This is a genomic window from Sorangium sp. So ce176 (assembly GCF_051519835.1).
GTDB classification, from domain to species: domain Bacteria; phylum Myxococcota_A; class Polyangia; order Polyangiales; family Polyangiaceae; genus Sorangium; species Sorangium cellulosum_G.
Genome location: NZ_CP150371.1, coordinates 3,446,513 through 3,461,132, shown reverse-complemented (window position 1 = coordinate 3,461,132; position 14,620 = coordinate 3,446,513). Strand labels below are relative to the sequence as shown.

General features: G+C 72.4%; 12 protein-coding genes. 5 read left to right on the top strand and 7 right to left on the bottom strand.

Features of this window, described 5'->3' with window-relative positions:
• Window positions 1–289: 289 nt before the first annotated feature.
• The 6 genes from WMF42_RS13195 to WMF42_RS13170 all read right to left on the bottom strand — a co-directional run bounded on the left by WMF42_RS13195 (window position 290) and on the right by WMF42_RS13170 (window position 8,247).
• A complete protein-coding gene (locus WMF42_RS13195) occupies window positions 290–1,471 on the bottom strand; it encodes a DTW domain-containing protein (RefSeq protein WP_437692226.1) in 1,182 nt (393 codons plus the stop codon).
• A 78-nt stretch (window positions 1,472–1,549) separates the two neighbouring features.
• Window positions 1,550–2,515 (bottom strand): hypothetical protein, encoded by a 966-nt coding sequence (locus WMF42_RS13190; RefSeq protein WP_437692225.1) that lies wholly within the window; start codon window positions 2,513–2,515, stop codon window positions 1,550–1,552.
• Window positions 2,516–2,576: 61 nt separating this feature from the next.
• Entirely contained in the window at window positions 2,577–3,569 is a 993-nt protein-coding gene (gene meaB / locus WMF42_RS13185; protein WP_437692224.1) for a methylmalonyl Co-A mutase-associated GTPase MeaB, read from the bottom strand.
• Window positions 3,566–6,220 (bottom strand): methylmalonyl-CoA mutase, encoded by a 2,655-nt coding sequence (gene scpA, locus WMF42_RS13180; RefSeq protein WP_437692222.1) that lies wholly within the window; start codon window positions 6,218–6,220, stop codon window positions 3,566–3,568. The genes meaB and scpA overlap by 4 nt, the downstream gene beginning before the upstream one ends.
• On the bottom strand, window positions 6,213–6,671 hold the full coding sequence (locus WMF42_RS13175; protein WP_437692220.1) for a VOC family protein: 459 nt from the start codon (window positions 6,669–6,671) through the stop codon (window positions 6,213–6,215). Before WMF42_RS13175 ends, scpA begins: the two co-directional genes overlap by 8 nt.
• Before the next feature lie 76 nt (window positions 6,672–6,747).
• Window positions 6,748–8,247 (bottom strand): M14 family metallopeptidase, encoded by a 1,500-nt coding sequence (locus WMF42_RS13170; RefSeq protein ID WP_437692218.1) that lies wholly within the window; start codon window positions 8,245–8,247, stop codon window positions 6,748–6,750.
• Between the two features lie 273 nt (window positions 8,248–8,520).
• On the opposite strand from WMF42_RS13170, the gene WMF42_RS13165 reads away from it, so the two are divergent.
• The 4 genes from WMF42_RS13165 (at window position 8,521) to WMF42_RS13150 (ending at window position 11,530) form a co-directional block, all read left to right on the top strand.
• The gene (locus WMF42_RS13165; RefSeq protein ID WP_437692216.1) at window positions 8,521–9,156 is read left to right on the top strand and encodes a rhomboid family intramembrane serine protease; all 636 of its coding nucleotides are present in this window, start codon (window positions 8,521–8,523) and stop codon (window positions 9,154–9,156) included.
• Between the two features lie 86 nt (window positions 9,157–9,242).
• Window positions 9,243–9,887, top strand: coding sequence for a uracil-DNA glycosylase family protein (locus WMF42_RS13160; RefSeq protein ID WP_437692214.1), 645 nt, complete (start codon window positions 9,243–9,245; stop codon window positions 9,885–9,887).
• Between the two features lie 427 nt (window positions 9,888–10,314).
• Window positions 10,315–10,629: a hypothetical protein gene (locus WMF42_RS13155; protein WP_437692212.1), complete on the top strand. Its 315-nt coding sequence runs from the start codon at window positions 10,315–10,317 to the stop codon at window positions 10,627–10,629.
• Between the two features lie 91 nt (window positions 10,630–10,720).
• Entirely contained in the window at window positions 10,721–11,530 is an 810-nt protein-coding gene (locus tag WMF42_RS13150) for a class I SAM-dependent methyltransferase (RefSeq protein ID WP_437692211.1), read from the top strand.
• Between the two features lie 188 nt (window positions 11,531–11,718).
• Here WMF42_RS13150 and WMF42_RS13145 read toward each other — a convergent pair whose 3' ends face one another.
• Complete coding sequence (locus WMF42_RS13145; protein ID WP_437692209.1) at window positions 11,719–12,813, bottom strand: NADH:flavin oxidoreductase; 1,095 nt, start codon at window positions 12,811–12,813, stop codon at window positions 11,719–11,721.
• Between the two features lie 392 nt (window positions 12,814–13,205).
• On the opposite strand from WMF42_RS13145, the gene WMF42_RS13140 reads away from it, so the two are divergent.
• Window positions 13,206–14,618 carry an RICIN domain-containing protein gene (locus WMF42_RS13140; RefSeq protein ID WP_437692207.1) on the top strand — a complete coding sequence of 471 codons (1,413 nt, stop codon included), beginning with the start codon at window positions 13,206–13,208 and terminating at the stop codon, window positions 14,616–14,618.
• Window positions 14,619–14,620 lie beyond the last annotated feature (2 nt).

The following is a 14,620-nucleotide window of genomic DNA, read 5'->3' as shown; positions in this document are numbered from 1 at the left end:
GATCGCGAGCCTCTGGGCGCGCCGCCGGCAGGGCGGCGGCGCGCGTGACAAGGGGGAAGACTCGCGGCGCGAGCTCACGACCGATCCGATGCGCGTGGCGTGCTCCATCCAGGCTGCCGGGCGTGAGTCGACGCGCCCCGGTCTTCCACGTTTCGAGCGAACCCGGAGGAAGACAGGGCACGGACAGGCACCCGCGCGCTCGCCGCGTGCCGCCGGCGGCGCCGGGGCTACGGGGAGGACGAGGATGCCGGACTCAGCGGAACCGGATGGAATGCACGGACGGAGCGTCTCATGCGGCGCCGCGCGCCGCAACGTCCTCTTCGCCGGCGAGGTCGAGGAGGCGCGCGAGGACGACCTCGAGCCAGCCCAGCGTGCGCCCGGCCCGCCCGCTGCCGCGCGGCGTTGGTTCCGCGGGTTCCGTGGGTTCCCCGCAGAGGAGCGCCCGCGCCCCGTTCGCGACGCCGCCCGGACGGCGCCGCAGGTGCCGCGCACACAGGTAGCGCAGGTCGAGGGAGGGCGGGCGCCCGAGGCCCTCCTGCGCGAGCAGGTCCGCCGTGAAGGCGCCCCAGGCGCCGAGCACGCCGCCCGGGCCGACGAACGCGCGGAACCGGGCCAGGGCCGCGCCCGCCTCCTCGCCGTCGAGCAGGCGGCGCTCGGGCACCTCGAGCTGGTGCGCGACGCTCGGGCCGAGCGGCCGCCGGGGGCGGAGGAACGCCTCGAAGCGCTCGCCCGACGCGCGGCTGGCCACGAGGTGCACGAGCTCGGACCTGGGCCCGGCCGCGCCGGCGTCCGCCGGCCACCCCGAGTTGGCCCCGCCCTCGACGAGCACCACCCGCTCCGGCGCGGCGAGGTAGGGGCGCAGCGGCCCGAGCGGCGAGGCGGCCGGCCCGCGCGACCGCCGCCGCGGGCCGTCGCTCCGCGCCTGGTGCTCGATCTGTCGGTCGACCATGAACTCGAAGGCCCGGAGCATCTCGTCGAACCGCGCGGGCTCGCCCTCGAGCGCGCCGAGCGCGCTGGCCACCGCCTCGACCGTGGCGAGGCACTCCGGGCGCGGCTCCCTGCGGATGCGGTAGTTGCCCGGCGCCCTGGGCGTCACGCCGATGCGGCGCACAGCGGCGAGGCGCGGGTTCACGGCGAGCATCTTCCTCGCCTGCCACCAGGTGCCGTCGACGACGAGGAGCGACAGCACTGGCGGTCCTGCCGCGGGGTCGGGGTCGCCTCCGGGGAAGAGCACGGCGGTCGTCGGATCGGCGGCGAGGGCCATGATCCGGGGGTCCTCCTCGAAGACCACCCCCTCGTGGAGCTCGGAGTTGGGCAGCGACAGGTGGGTCATGCGCGCCGTGCCGATGCCCACCCGGCGCTCGCGCGGGTGCTGGAGGAGCACGACCCGCGTCCTCGTCGGCAGCGAGGGCAGGAGCGCGCAGTAGCAGACCGGGCGGGGGCGCCGGCAGCGCCAGCAGACGTCGCGCATCGGCGGCACCCTAGAGCCTCCGGGTTGAATTTCAATTCTCCCGGGGGCCCCCACCCCGCGGCCGCTGCCGCGGCCGACTCAGAATTTGCCCCCCAGCGCGACACGGACCGTCGCCAGCTTGCCCTGCTCCAGACCGAACCCGAGGGGCTCGTCCAGCGCCACGAGCAGCCCGGCCCGGAAGTACACGCCCGACGTGGGCGGCTCCATCCCGACGAAGGGCTCGGCCGCGAGCTGTATCTTGTCGGCCTGCGTGAGCGGGAACACGGACTGGAGCCGCGCGCCGACCCCGAACCCGCCCACGCTGCGCAGCTCCGCCTCGCTGGCGTGCTCGATGAAGACCTCCGTCTCTCCGTCGCCGGTGGGGATGGCGAACATCGCCACGAGATCGCTCCGCACATAGAGCGCCTCGAACGGGCGCAGCTCGATGCCGCCGCGGGCTCGCAGCGGGACGTGATCCAGGAGCGCGCGCTGCGAGTCGAAGTACCCGCGCAAGGCCAGCGCCGCCGCTGCTGCCGCCTTCGTGTCGTCGGACGGATCCTGCGTGATGGGGATGGAGGCCGTGAGCCCGCCGATGAGCATCATCATGGGGAAGACGCTCGCGACGTAGTGGAGCCCTATCGACGGATTGCCGAAGAAGAACCCCTCGAGCTCCGGCGCGACGGTCGCCGCGTCGCTCTCCGCCGGGCCGGGCGGGCGCGCCTGGCTGCTCCCGTACGCAAGGGGCAGCTCGGCGTCCAGGTGGAGCCCCGCGAAGAGCGGGATCTGAGCGACAACCGCGAAGGACGCCGCGAAGGAGCGCGCCTCCACGCCGGCGCCCGTCCCGTCGCCGCCCGTCCCGTCGCCGCTCGTCCCGTCGCCGCTCGCCGCCTCCCGGCCGGGGAGGTTCGCCTCGATGGTGCGGGCGAGCACGTCCGCCTCCACGCCGAGACGGAAGCCGTAGGACTTCGCCCAGCTCTCTTCGGTGACGGTCTGCTCGGCGAGCGCCGGCGCGGTGGCCGTGAGCAGGAGAGAGAGGGCGGCGAGGGACAAGGCAAGCTGGCGCATGCGGACATCTTAGCGAGCTCTCCGGACCGGGGCCCTCCGGCAGCGCGCTCGCCCTACCCCGTCAGCCGCCTCCAGCCGCCTCCCAGGCGTCCAGCAGCTCGCGCGCCGCGCGCAGCGGGCTGAGCGCGCCGGCCTCGACGAGGCCCTCCATCCCGGGCATCCGCTCCCGCACCGCGGCGCTGCGCAGGAACGCCTCCCGCAGGTGCGCCTCGATCAGCGCGGACAGCCACCTTCGCGCCTGCGCGGCCCGGCGGCGCTGCAGCCAGCCGCCTGCCTCCATGTGCGCGCGGTGGCGCAGCACGAGCTCCCACGCCTCGCGAATGCCGCGGTTCTCCTGGGCCGAGCAGACCCCGACGACGGGCGTCCAGCCGTGCGGCGCCGGCGGGAACAGGTGCAGCGCGCTCTCGTAGTCGCGCCGCGCCCGCGCCGCCCGGCCTTCGTTCTCGCCGTCGGACTTGTTGATGATCACGAGATCGACGAGCTCCATGATCCCCCGCTTCACGCCCTGGAGCTCGTCCCCTGCCCCCGGGAGCATGAGGAGCAGGAAGCAATCGGTCATGTCGGCGACGGCGACCTCGGACTGGCCGACACCGACGGTCTCGACGAGGATGTTGCGATACCCCGCCGCCTCGCAGAGCACGATCGCCTGGCGCGTGGCGCGCGCCACCCCGCCGAGCGAGCCGCCCGACGGCGACGGGCGGATGAACGCCCGCGGGTCGCTGGCCAGCCGCGGCATCCGCGTCTTGTCGCCGAGGATGCTCCCGCCGTGGACAGGGCTGCTGGGGTCGACCGCGAGCACAGCGACCGTCTCGTCGCGCTCGCGCACGAGGTGCACGCCGAGGGCGTCGACGAACGTGCTCTTGCCGACGCCCGGCACGCCGGTGATGCCGAGCCGCACGGCGCCGCCGCTGTGCGGCAAGCAGAGCTCCAGGACCTCCTCGGCGAGCGCCTGGTGCCGCGGGAGCGCGCTCTCGGCCAGCGTGATGGCCCGGGCGAGCGCCGCGCGATCGCCCGCGAGGAGGCCGTCGACGAGCTGCCCCGGGCTCGGCCTCAACCCGGGCGCGCCTCCTGCGCGCCGAGCCGCTCGATGAGCGTGCGGACGATCCGCGCCGCGGCGTCGGGGATGACCGTCCCCGGCCCGAAGACGCCGGCGACGCCGCGCTCCTCCAGAACCCGGTAGTCCTGCGGCGGGATCACGCCGCCGGCGACGACGAGGATGTCCCCGCGGCCGGCCTCCCCGAGCGCCTCGATGAGCTGGGGAACCAGGGTTTTATGGCCGCCCGCGAGCGACGAGACGCCGACCACGTGGACGTCGTTCTCGACCGCGTGGCGGGCCACCTCCTCCGGGGTCTGGAACAGGGGGCCTATATCGACGTCGAACCCGAGATCGGCAAAGGCGGTGGCGATGACCTTCATGCCCCGGTCGTGGCCGTCCTGGCCCATCTTGGCGACAAGGATGCGCGGGCGGCGGCCCTCGAGAGCGGCGAACTCGTGGACGAGCGCCTCCACGTCGCGGCCGGCCCCCGCCTCGCGGATCTCCGCGCCATACACGCCGCTGACCGTGCGCACCGGGGCCTCGTAGCGGCCGAAGACGCGCTCGAGCGCGCCCGAGATCTCGCCGAGCGTCGCGCGGCGGCGCGCGGCCTCGACGGCGAGCGCGAGCAGGTTCCCCTCGCCCGTCTCGGCGCAGCGGGTGAGCGCGGCCAGCGACGCGTCCACGGCGGCCCCGGCGCGGGCGGCCTTCACCTCCCGGAGCCGCGCGACCTGCGTCTCGCGCACCGCGGAGTTGTCCACCTCGCGCAGCTCGAGCGGCGCCTCCCGCTCCAGCCGGTACGCGTTGACGCCGACGATGACGTCGCGGCCCGCGTCGATCCGGGCCTGCTTGCGGGCCGCCGCCTCCTCGATGCGCAGCTTGGGCAGGCCGTTCTCGATGGCCTTGACCATGCCGCCCAGCGACTCGACCTCCTGGATGAACTGCCACGCTTCGCGCGCCAGCCTGTCCGTGAGGCGCTCGACGTGGTGCGAGCCGCCCCAGGGGTCGATGACCCGGCAGACGTCTGTCTCCTTCTGCAAGAAGAGCTGCGTGTCGCGCGCGACCTTGGCCGAGAAGTCCGAGGGGAGCGCCAGCGCCTCGTCCAGCGCGTTCGTGTGCAGCGACTGGGTGCCGCCGAGCACGGCCGCGAGCGCCTCGATGGCCGTGCGCGTGATGTTGTTGAACGGGTCCTGCTCGGTGAGGCTCCAGCCCGAGGTCTGGCAGTGAGTCCGCAGCGCCATCGTCTTCGGGTTCTTCGGCTGGAACCCCTTCACGATCTTCGCCCACAGGAGCCGCGCGGCCCGCAGCTTGGCGATCTCGGTGAAATGGTCCATGCCGATCCCGAAGAAGAACGAGAACCGCCCGGCGAAATCGTCGATATCCATGCCCGCCGCGATCCCGGCGCGCAGGTACTCGAGGCCGTCGGCGAGCGTGTACGCGAGCTCCAGCGCGGCGGTCGCGCCGGCCTCCTGCATGTGATAGCCGCTGATGCTGATCGAGTTGAACCGGGGAGCCTGCTCGGCGGTGTAACGGAAGATGTCGGCGACGATCCTCATCGAGGGCGCGGGCGGGTAGATATAGGTGTTCCGGACCATGAACTCCTTGAGGATGTCGTTCTGGATGGTCCCGGAGAGGAGCTCGGGGCGCACGCCCTGCTCCTCGGCCGCCACGATGTAAAACGCCATGATCGGCAGCACCGCGCCGTTCATGGTCATCGACACGCTCATCCTGTCGAGCGGGATCTTGTCGAAGAGGATCTTCATGTCCTCCACGGTGTCGATCGCCACGCCCGCCTTGCCCACGTCGCCGACGACGCGCGGGTGGTCCGAGTCGTAGCCGCGGTGGGTCGCCAGATCGAAGGCGACCGAGAGCCCTGTCTGCCCGGCGGCCAGGTTGCGCCTGTAGAAAGCGTTCGACTCCTCGGCCGTGGAATACCCGGCGTACTGGCGGATGGTCCACGGGCGGACCACGTACATGCTTGTGTACGGCCCGCGCAGGAACGGCGCGATGCCGGCCGAGAAGCCGAGGTGCTCGGGCGGCGCGGCGTCCGCGGGCGCCGCGACAGGCGCGGGCAGCTCGGCGGCCTCGTCGATCTGCCGCAGCGCCGAGCGCGCGAGGCTGCGCGCGAGCTGCTCGATGAGCCAGCAGCCGGCCGCGGGGCTCTCCGCGGCGTTGAAGCGAGCCTCCTCGCGGAGGATGACGCGGGCGTTGCCGAGCAGGCGCTCGGGCGGCGCAACGACGACCTCGTCCGCGCCGCCGGCGAGCGCCGCCATCATCCCGACGACGCCGCGGAGGAGGTTCTTGTGCGGCTCGTCGCCGGGCACGGCCGCCGACGGGACCACGGCGGTGATCGTCGCGCCCGGCCGCAGGCGCTCGGCCAGGAGGCGCGCGGCGCGGAGGCGGGCGATCTCGAAGAAGTAGCTGGTGCCCATCGTGAAGCGCAGCTCCGCCGCGCCGCCCCGGAGCTCGGCGACGAGCGAGGCCACGAGCGGGCCGCCGGCGGCCTCGGGCAGCTCCGGGCTGTCCGGCGCGACGATCGGCGGCACGAGCAGGCCCTCGGCGCTCGCCCAGGCGAGATCGTCCGCTGTCTTCCCCTTCAGATCCCGGTGGAGCGCCTGCTTCCACGCCTCGAGCGCGACCGGCGCAAAGTCGGCGAAGAGCCTCTCACTCATGTTCATGGGCCTGCACCACCTCGATGAGATAGCCGAACGGCGCGTCCTCGCGCGATCTCGGGTGCACGAAGAAGATCGTCGTCCCGCGGGAGCCGGGCCGGGGCGCTGCGTCGATGATGCGGAATCCCTTCTCCTTGAGCGCGTCGAAGGCGACATGGGCGTCGCGGACCCGGTAGGCGACGTGGGCGAAGCCCCCGCGGCCGCCGTTCTTCTCGAGGAGCTTCTGGACGGGAGACGCGGAGGACAGCGGCTCGAGGAGCTGGATGAGGTTGTCGCTGTCGCCGACGCGGAGCATCACCTCGCGGACCTGATCCGTGCCGAGGACCTCCTCGCGGTGCACCTCGCGGAAGCCGAGCAGCTCGTAGGCCTTCACCTGCGCGTCGAGCTGCCCGGCAGGGACGGCGATAGCGATGTGGTCGATGAACAGAAAACCGGGAATCTGGTCCTTCATGCGCTCTCCTGGCTCCGGAGCGGATCGCCTGCATTGAAAAAGCAGAATGCTCCCGAAATGCCAAGCGTCCCCGCGCTCACCGGACCCGCCACGCCGGGTGCTCGTCCCCGACCGCGGGCGCTTCCACGAGGCCGTTCTCGACGGCCCCGTCGTCGCTCTCGGGCTCGCACAGGTACACGGCTATCGCGCCGAGCGGCTGATCTGTGTCGACCCGGGACCACCCCTCGGGGGCCCGCCGGGCCTCCTCGCGCCACGTCACGGCGACCTCGCCGACCCGGGCCGCCTCCAGGATGGCGCGGCCGCCCTCGACGCCGAGCGACGCCACCCGCGCGACCTCGACGTCGTGGACGCCCTCGGCCGGCGCCGCGCGGAGCCCGTGCCGGCGCAGCGCCTCGGCGATCGCCGGCGGCACCAGGTAGGCCCGCGGCCGGTCCACCACCGTGGTCCCGACGAACCGCGCGTGGTGCGGGATCCGCAGCGTGACGGGCGCGCCCTCGAACGTCCGGGGGCTGCGCGTGAGGATGTCGACCGGGGCCCCTGTCGGCTCGAGCCGGTACCGGACCGCGACGCGCTCCGGGGGCCGGGCGCTCGCGGCGACCACCTCGCGGATGGCGTCGGCGTGCGCGGCCGCCCAGGTGAGCGTCTCGATTTGCCACGCCGAGGCAGCCTGCACCCGCTCCTCGAACGGTAGATAGCTGTAGCACTCGAGCAGCAGATCGAGCCGGTTCGTGAGGCCGCGGTAGTTGGAGCCGAACCGCGGGTGGTGTGGGTACGTCATCCACCCGAGGCCCACGGGCGCTGTCGGGTCGACGTCGCCGATCGCGTCGAGCGCGCGCTCGTCCTCGACGAAGTTGCCGTACCAGCCGCTCTCGAAGCCGCGCTTCCGGACCGCGGCGATCACGTCGGGGACGAGGCTGTCGCGCACCATCGCGATCGGCTCGGCGCGGCCGGACTCGGTGGTGTGCGGCACGTCGACCGTCATGTGGAACCGGTGCACCGAGCCGTTGGTCGCGTGGTTGTCGATCGTGAGATCGGGCGCCCAGGGGACGCACACGTGCTGCTGGAGCAGGCGCATCTCGGGCGCGGCCTGGCGGAGGTAGTCGCGGTTCAGGTTGATGCCCTGGCTCTGGGTGCGGGTGCCGACGACGGGACCCGGCTGGCCGGTGAGCTTCTTCAGGTCGAGCCGGCGGTTCTGCGGGTCGAGCGCGTCGTTGCCGTCCGGGTTGAACAGGGGCGCGACGAGGAGCACGAGCGAATCGAGCCAGTCGGGGTGACGGCCGTCGAGAAGGTCGCGGACGAGCGCGAGACTCGCCTCCTTGCCCTCCACCTCGCCGGGGTGGATCCCGTCGAGCATCAGCACCACGGGGCGCCCGGCGCGGCGCGCCTCGTCCGGGGAGCGCACGCCGTCGCGCGACAGCACGAGCAGCGGCAGCTCGCGCCCGCCGGGGCTGGTCCCGAAGCGCGTCACGTGGAGGCGCGGGTCGTCGCGGGCCGCGAGCGCGCGGACGAACCGCATCACGTCCGCGTGCAGGGAGGTCTCACGGAATCCGGTGGCTTCGGCGCGGGTGAGCAGCATGAGCCCGACTTCTACCGCGCGGCCCGCGCAGCGCACAGCCATCGACGCCGGGGCCGCGCCGGGCGCGCGGCCCGCGACGACCCGCGCCCGGGCGAGCGGGCGCGGGGGCTTGACGCGCGCGGGGCCGCGCGGCGGACCGGGCTCGACGGCTCACGTCGTGCTTACGGGATTCGCGGGAAGAGCGCGCGCGCGTGCTCGTTCCACGAGCTAGGCTGAAGGCGTGGGCTCCTCGTGCACGCACGTCACGGTTCACGGGGCCCGCGAGGGATCAGGATGAGCACCACCGAAACCAGGACGATCACCCGTGAGCTCAAGCTCCATGCGACGCTGCTCGGAGGCTTCGTCGCGCTCCTCTGGGCCATCGAGCTCCTCGACTTCCTGATCTTCCGCGGATCGCTCGACGCGCTCGGGATCCGTCCTCGCACGGTCCCGGGCCTCGTCGGCATCGCGCTCGCGCCGCTGCTCCACGGCGACTTCGCCCACCTCGCGGCGAACACGCTCCCGTTCCTCGGGCTCGGCTGGCTGATCATGCTCCGCAAGACGAGCGACCTCGCCCTCGTGACGCTCCTCTCGGCCCTCGTGGGGGGGCTCGGCGTCTGGCTCATCGGGTCGCCCTCCTCGGTGCACGTCGGCGCGAGCGGCGTCATCTTCGGCTATTTCGGCTTCCTGCTCCTCCGCGGCTGGTTCGAGCGGAGCGCCGTCTCGATCGCGCTCTCGCTGGGGGTCGGCCTCTTCTACGGCGGGATGCTCTGGGGCGTGCTGCCCACGCGGATGGGCATCTCGTGGGAGGGCCACCTGTTCGGCTTCCTCGGCGGTGTCCTCGCGGCGCGCCTCCTCGCGGGCCGCCTGCGCGCGCGCTCTGCGGCCGCCGTCGGGCGCCCGCTCGCCGACCGCCGGCCGCGCGGATGAGCGCGCCCGCGTCGCCTCGCCCGGGCGCTGATTTCCCTTCAATTCATGCTGGTTCGATGAGCGTCCCCGCGGTTCGCCTTTCTGTCATGACCCCGGACGAGCGGCTCGCCGCTGTGCATCGCGACCTCGACGCGTGCCGCGCTTGCCCGAAGATGATCGGCCCGGCGATCCACGGCCCGGCCGTCCCCAGCCGGATCCTGCTCATCGGCCAGGCGCCCGGCGCCCGCGAGGGCAGCTTCGGCCGGCCGTTCGCGTGGACGGCGGGCCGCACCCTGTTCCGCTGGTTCGAGGGGGCGCTCGGCGTGGACGAGGAGGAGTTCAGGCGGCGCGTCTACATGTCGGCCGTCGCGCGCTGCTTCCCGGGAAAGGCCAGGGGCGGCGGCGATCGGAGGCCGGATCCCGAGGAGATCCTGCGCTGCCGGGCGCACCTCGCGCGGGAGGTCGGGATCCTGGAGCCGCGGCTGATCCTGCCGGTGGGCGGCCTCGCGGCGGAGCAGGTGCTCGGCCACCGGGGGCCGCTCGCGGGCGTGATCGGCGAGCTGCGCCGCGCGCGCTATCACGGCGTGGACGTCGACGTGATCTGCCTGCCGCACCCGAGCGGCGCGTCGAGCTGGCACAAGACGGAGCCCGGGATCTCGCTCCTGCGCCGCGCGCTCCGCCTCATCGCGGAGCACCCGGAGGCCGCGCGCACGTTCGCGGGCGCCTCCCCCGCGCGCGCCCGCGGCGCCTGAGCCACCGCGGCGCCGCGCTGTCGGCGCTGGAGAGGTGTCTCCGCAGGTGCGATGAGCCGACAGCAGCATCCGTGTCGAGCATGACGTCATGACGGGTTCGCGCGGACAGCGCCTGCGGCTCGCCAGCCACGCCGGACGCGCCGCGCTCCACACACCCTGGTCCCGGGGCACACCGGAATCACACAAGAATCGAGCGCCCGGCGCAGGACGGATTGTCATTCTGGCAAGATGCGCCATTCTCTAGGTGGCCCGCGTGTCCACTTTGGCAGAGCGGCACCAGGAACCGCCGCGGTTCCTGCGATCATCCAGCGGATGGCTGCTGGCATGACGCTCGCATTGGCCAGAGAGGTAACGAAGAGGCTGGCGGCTCCGGTCATCACCGGATGCGCGCGGCGAGCGGTCGCTGGACCACGAGGCAGGGTGCACCATGATGCAGAAACTCCGGAAGTTGAACCAAGGCAGCCTCCTCCAGCGCACACTGCTGCATGTCGCCCTGCTCGTCCTCGGCTCGGCGAGCGTCGTGACCCTGGCGAGCGTGCTGCTCGTGTCGACGGCGAAGGCTGTGTTGCCGCCTCACGACACGACGGAGACCGACGCCGACAAGGCGGACCAGGAGCAGGAGGAAGGGTCGGACGCCGACTCGAGCTCGCCCGAGGCGGCGGCCGGCGCCGCCGGCGCACAGAGCAAGACGAAGGCGCTCGCGCGCCTCGGGAAGCGCCGCGAGAGCACGGTCGCGCGCTGACCGGCGCGCCGCGGCGACGGCGCCAGCGTCCCGGCGCCGCTGGCTCGCCGGCTGGACGAGCGCTCCGCGCGCGTGATAGCAGCCTTGCGCGATGACCCAGCCTCCGAACCCCCTCGCCACCCCCGTCGCCTGGGACATGGTCGCCACCGAGTACGCGGTGGATACCGTCCCGCACTTCGAGAAATACGCCGCCGACGCGCTCCGGCTCGCGGGCGTCGGGCCGGGGGCCCGCGTGCTCGACGTGGCTGCCGGGCCGGGCACCCTGGCCCTCCTCGCCGCCCGGGACGCGCGCGTGACCGCCGTCGATTTCGCGCCCGCGATGGTCGAGCAGCTGCGCGAGCGCGCCGCGCGCGCGGGGCTCGCGGTGGACGCCCACGTCGGCGACGGCATGGCGCTGCCCTTCGAGGACGGCTCGTTCGACGCCGCCTTCTCGATGTTCGGGCTGATCTTCTTCCCCGACCGCGACCGCGGCTTCCGTGAGCTCTTCCGGGTGCTGCGTCCCGGCGGCCGCGCCGTCGTCGGGAGCTGGGCGCCGATGGACAGGGCGCCGATCCTGGGGGAGCTCTTCTCGGCGATCCGCGCCGAGCTGCCCGGCTTCCCCTTCGGCGAGGGCAAGGCCCCGCTCGGCGATCCGGGCGAGCTCCGCGCCGAGATGGAGGCCGCGGGCTTCCGGGACGTCTCGGTGCGCGAGGTCGAGCACCCGATGGAGGCGTCCTCGACCGAGGAGCTCTGGGGCTGGATGCGCCGGGGCAACGCGCCGCTGGTCCTGCTGCGCGACAAGCTCGGCGAGGCGCGCTGGGACGAGCTCGGCCAGGCGATCTTCGCCAGGCTGCGCGCGCGCTTCGGCGACGGCCCCCAGCGCCTCTCGATGGTCGCCAACCTGGGCGCGGGCACGCGGTGATACCGCGTCCGCCGCCCTCGTCTCACGTGACGTGAGAGGAGAGAATCGAACCACAGAGGCACAGAGGGCACAGAGGAAAGAGACAGAGAGAACAAAGAATCAAATTCTCTTTCTCTCTCTCCCCTCTGTGCCCTCTGTGCCCTCTGTGGTTCAATTTCTCTCACGAGAGCAGGGACAAGCTCGCCGTATCAGAAGTACTGGCCGAGGCTCTCCCTCGTGAAATGATTGAGCTCCGAGGTGCGCCCGGTCCTGATCTTCTCCACCCAGGAAGGGTCGTTGAGGAGGGATCGCCCGACGGCGACGAGATCGAAGTCTCCGCGCTCGAAGCGGCGCACGAGCTCACCGAGCCCCCGGGGCGCGGAGGCCTCGCCGGCGAAGGCCCCCATGAAGTCGCTCGACAGGCCGACGGAGCCCACGGTGATCGTGGGCTTGCCGGTGAGCTTCTTCGCCCACCCGGCGGCGTTCAGATCGGAGCCGGCGAACTCGGGCTCCCAGTAGTGCCGCTGGGAGAGGTGGAAGATGTCGGCGCCCGCCGCTGCCAGGGGCAAGAGCCACTGCTCCATCTCCTCCGGCGTCCTCGCGATCTTGTGGTCGTAGGCGCCGATCTTCCACTGCGACAGGCGGAGGATCACCACCATCTCCGGCCCGACAGCGTCTCGCACCGACTCGACGACCTCCACGGCAAAGCGATTCCGCTCGCCGATCGTCTTTCCTCCGTACTCGTCGGTGCGCTGGTTCGTCACCTCGTAGAAGAACTGATCGATCAGGTACCCGTGGGCGCCGTGGATCTCGATGGCATCGAAGCCGAGGCGCTTCGCGTCCGCCGCCGCCTTGCCGAAGGCGCGCACGGTGGCCTGGACGTCCTCGCGGGACATGTTCGCCGGGCCTTCCAGGTCCGCGGGCTCCTCGTAGCCGCTCGGATTGCGCTGCGCGAGGCCCACGTGCCAGAGCTGAGGGGCCATCTTGCCCCCCTCCCTGTGCACGGCGTCGATGACCTGCTTCCAGCCAGCCAGCGCCCGCTCACCGTAAAAATGAGGGACGTCGCGGAGATGGAGCTTGCCCGGCCGCTCCACCACCGTCCCTTCCGACAGGATCAGCCCGACGCCGCCGGCAGCGCGCCGCGCGTAGTACGCGACGTTCGGCTCGCCGGGCGCGTTCCCCGGCGAGCGCTGGCGCGTCATGGGCGCCATGACGAACCGGTTCTCGAGCGTCAGTCCTTTGAGCCGAAACGGCCTGAAGAGCGCGCTGACGTCCTCTTGCGTCCTCGGATCCTGATCCGTCATCTCTCCGTCCCTTCTCCCGTCCAGTGCCGGTCGCGCGCGTGGCCGCCGCGACAGCGGCACCTTGGCACGCCGGTCGCCGCGGCGCAGGCGCAGGCCTGGCGCGCCACGGCGGCCGCGAGCCCGTGAGGCTGGCGGGGTGAGGCCGGCCACGCGGTGCGCTCCACCGGATCGCCCCTCGCGTGGAAGGGGTGATCCCGCGGATCGCCTCCCGCCGGGGAGGGGCGATCCAGCAGATCGCCCCGGTGCTCCCTGGATCGCCGCGAAACACCCGCGAAAACCTCCGCAACCCGGGCGCGCCTCACGGACTGCCCACGTGGAACGCCGCCTGCAATCGTCCTCGGCAAGCGGGTGCACCGGGATGGAGGGGGCACCGCAACGACGAGGAGGTGATCATGGCTCGCAAAGTTGCCCTAGGTGGTCTGTCGCTGGCGCTCGGGTGGACCCTGCTGCTGGGGGGGTGTCTGATCGCCGATGACGAGATGGCGTCGACAGAGGCCACCGTCGACGACTCGGATGCGGTCATCGTCTCGAGCATCAGCGAGGGGGAGTACGTCATCCGCTCGGTCGCCACCAACAAGTGCCTCGACGTGCCCTCGTCCAGCACCGCCGACGGGACGCGGATGCAGCAGTGGACCTGCAACGGGACCAACGCGCAGAAGTTCCGCGTCTCCCCGACCAGCGACGGCTACTGGAAGATCGTCAACGTCAACAGCAACAAGGCCCTCGACGTGCGCGACGTGAGCACCGCGCAGAACGCTGTCATCCAGCAATGGAGCTACAACGGCGGCGGCAACCAGCAGTGGAAGCTCGTCAACCGCGGGGGCGACCAGTTCAGCATCCACGCGCGCCACAGCGATCAGGTCGTCGACCTGGCGTGGGGCAACGCCGCCGATGGGACGGCGATCCTCCAGTACCCCTACCAGGGCACCACCAACCAGCGCTGGACGCTCGACAAGGTGAGCGGCGGCTCCTCCCCCGGCGGCGCGCGCACGCTGAAGATCATCAACAACTGCGCGGCGCCGATCTGGGTCGCCCACTCCACCAACGTGGAGGGCCCGCAGAACGTCAAGCTCACCCGGGGCGCAGCGTACACGTACAACGTGCCCGAAGGCGGCATCAGCGCGACGCGCTTCTGGCCGAAGACCGGCTGCGACGAGAGCGGCTATAACTGCACAACGGGCGACAGCGTCGCGCCCTGCCCGGCCGGCGGCTGCCAGCCGCCGTTCGAGTCGAAGTTCGAGGCCACCTTCGCGGCCAAGGGGGGCGCGGCCCAGACCTGGTACAACCTCAGCCAGGTGGACGGCTACACCCTGCCCTTCAAGGTCGTCCCCAGGGGCGCCGGCGCAGAGCAGGGGAGCTGTATCACCTCGGACTGCTCGCGGCTGTCGCTGGCGCAGTGCCCCGGCGACGAGGATCTCGGCAACGGCCAGTTCCCCGCGTACGCGCACCAGGATCTGCGGGTGCGCGACAGGAACGGCAACGTGGTCGCCTGCATGGCGCCCTGCAAGAAGTGGAATTACCCGGCGCCCTGGGGCCTGGGCCAGCCGGAGAGCGCCGATCCCGGGCTCCACCTCTGCTGCCCGACGCCCGTCGATCCGGCCACGGGCCAGTGCACCGCCGCCAACGCCTGCATGACGTCGGACGCGTGCCGTGACACCGCGGACCCGCGGAGCGTGGAGCACACGGACTACGTGCGCCGGATGCACGAGATGTGTCCCACGGCGTACAGCTATGCTTATGACGACGCCGCCGGCCTCCACGCGTGCTCGTCGGAGACGAGCTTCGAGGTCACCTTCTGCCCCTGATC

Excerpts from the sequence above, each read along its gene's own strand:
- WMF42_RS13160 (WP_437692214.1), top strand. The coding sequence starts at position 9,243 with ATGACCCCGGACGAGCGGCTCGCCGCTGTGCATCGCGACCTCGACGCG.
- WMF42_RS13170 (WP_437692218.1), bottom strand. The coding sequence starts at position 8,247 with ATGCTGCTCACCCGCGCCGAAGCCACCGGATTCCGTGAGACCTCCCTG.
- WMF42_RS13145 (WP_437692209.1), bottom strand. The coding sequence starts at position 12,813 with ATGACGGATCAGGATCCGAGGACGCAAGAGGACGTCAGCGCGCTCTTC.
- scpA (WP_437692222.1), bottom strand. The coding sequence starts at position 6,220 with ATGAGTGAGAGGCTCTTCGCCGACTTTGCGCCGGTCGCGCTCGAGGCG.
- WMF42_RS13155 (WP_437692212.1), top strand. The coding sequence starts at position 10,315 with ATGATGCAGAAACTCCGGAAGTTGAACCAAGGCAGCCTCCTCCAGCGC.
- WMF42_RS13140 (WP_437692207.1), top strand. The coding sequence starts at position 13,206 with ATGGCTCGCAAAGTTGCCCTAGGTGGTCTGTCGCTGGCGCTCGGGTGG.
- WMF42_RS13195 (WP_437692226.1), bottom strand. The coding sequence starts at position 1,471 with ATGCGCGACGTCTGCTGGCGCTGCCGGCGCCCCCGCCCGGTCTGCTAC.
- WMF42_RS13150 (WP_437692211.1), top strand. The coding sequence starts at position 10,721 with ATGACCCAGCCTCCGAACCCCCTCGCCACCCCCGTCGCCTGGGACATG.
- WMF42_RS13165 (WP_437692216.1), top strand. The coding sequence starts at position 8,521 with ATGAGCACCACCGAAACCAGGACGATCACCCGTGAGCTCAAGCTCCAT.
- WMF42_RS13190 (WP_437692225.1), bottom strand. The coding sequence starts at position 2,515 with ATGCGCCAGCTTGCCTTGTCCCTCGCCGCCCTCTCTCTCCTGCTCACG.
- WMF42_RS13175 (WP_437692220.1), bottom strand. The coding sequence starts at position 6,671 with ATGAAGGACCAGATTCCCGGTTTTCTGTTCATCGACCACATCGCTATC.